Source organism: Acinetobacter sp. Swhac1 (assembly GCF_013390985.1).
In the GTDB taxonomy this organism is placed as follows: domain Bacteria; phylum Pseudomonadota; class Gammaproteobacteria; order Pseudomonadales; family Moraxellaceae; genus Acinetobacter; species Acinetobacter towneri.
On the sequence record NZ_JACASN010000113.1, the window covers coordinates 1 to 815 of the forward strand.

Here is an 815-nt window from a genome sequence, read left to right on the forward strand (position 1 = left end):
TGAATCATGATACGCCACGGTGGTTGTGTTTTGTGTTAGCGCATTAATAAATACAACCACCTTTTTTATTTTTCAAGCGATAATTATAATATATTTCAACAGTTTAAGCCTTAAGTTGGCGCGTATGTCCTTAATACCCAATTTCACTGCAATTTTATGACTTTCACCGCGTTTCGGAACTCTATTGTTCTTTAAAATTCGATAAACTAGGTCTGGAGAAAAATGATTATCTCTTGCCCATTCAGCAATGGAAATTCCATTTGCTGAAAACTCTTCTCTAACTTGCTGAATCGATTTGATCATATCGGATAAATTTTGAATGATGTTGACGAAAAAATAGAATATTTTTCAGGATCAATCAATCACTTTTTTATTGTAAGTTATTGTTTTTATTATATTAATATTATATATAATGGTTTTTATAATCATCCATTATATATTTTAATAATGCTATTTATTGTTTTAATCTTTACTTCACAAAAATTAATCTGATAATCAATTTCTTCTTTATATTTTTGAATTGAATCACAAAATTCAGGGTAAGAAACTGCCAATTCATTAATAAAATCTACCTGATTTTTTAGAAAGCTTAACTCTTTGTTTATAGTGTTTTTTTGGGTAAATAGTGGGTTGTTTTCATCAATATCAATCAGTTTTTTTCGCAGTTCTTTTAATTTTGGCGTTTCACTATAAGCTGTCATTAAAAAGTAAACATGTATTCTTTTCCGAATTGGTTTGATACTCTCTCCACCCATTGCTCTATTTTATCAGCTGTCATGACTTGAAAATCTCGCCAATAATATTTCATCTGCTTC

2 protein-coding genes and 1 pseudogene are annotated in these 815 nt (G+C 28.8%); all 3 read right to left on the reverse strand.

Annotated features, from left to right (window positions below; all coding sequences use genetic code 11):
- Positions 1-72: 72 nt before the first annotated feature.
- The gene (locus HX743_RS16200) at positions 73-303 is read right to left on the reverse strand and encodes a DNA-binding protein (RefSeq protein ID WP_178319684.1); all 231 of its coding nucleotides are present in this window, start codon (positions 301-303) and stop codon (positions 73-75) included.
- Between the two features lie 122 nt (positions 304-425).
- A complete protein-coding gene (locus HX743_RS16205; RefSeq protein WP_214129030.1) occupies positions 426-701 on the reverse strand; it encodes a hypothetical protein in 276 nt (91 codons plus the stop codon).
- Positions 701-815 (reverse strand): annotated as a pseudogene (locus HX743_RS16210) (transposase); the annotation flags it as partial. The gene HX743_RS16205 and the pseudogene HX743_RS16210, both read right to left, overlap by 1 nt.

Coding starts and splice junctions, on each gene's coding strand:
- HX743_RS16205 (WP_214129030.1), bottom strand. CDS start 701: ATGACAGCTTATAGTGAAACGCCAAAATTAAAAGAACTGCGAAAAAAA.
- HX743_RS16200 (WP_178319684.1), bottom strand. CDS start 303: ATGATCAAATCGATTCAGCAAGTTAGAGAAGAGTTTTCAGCAAATGGA.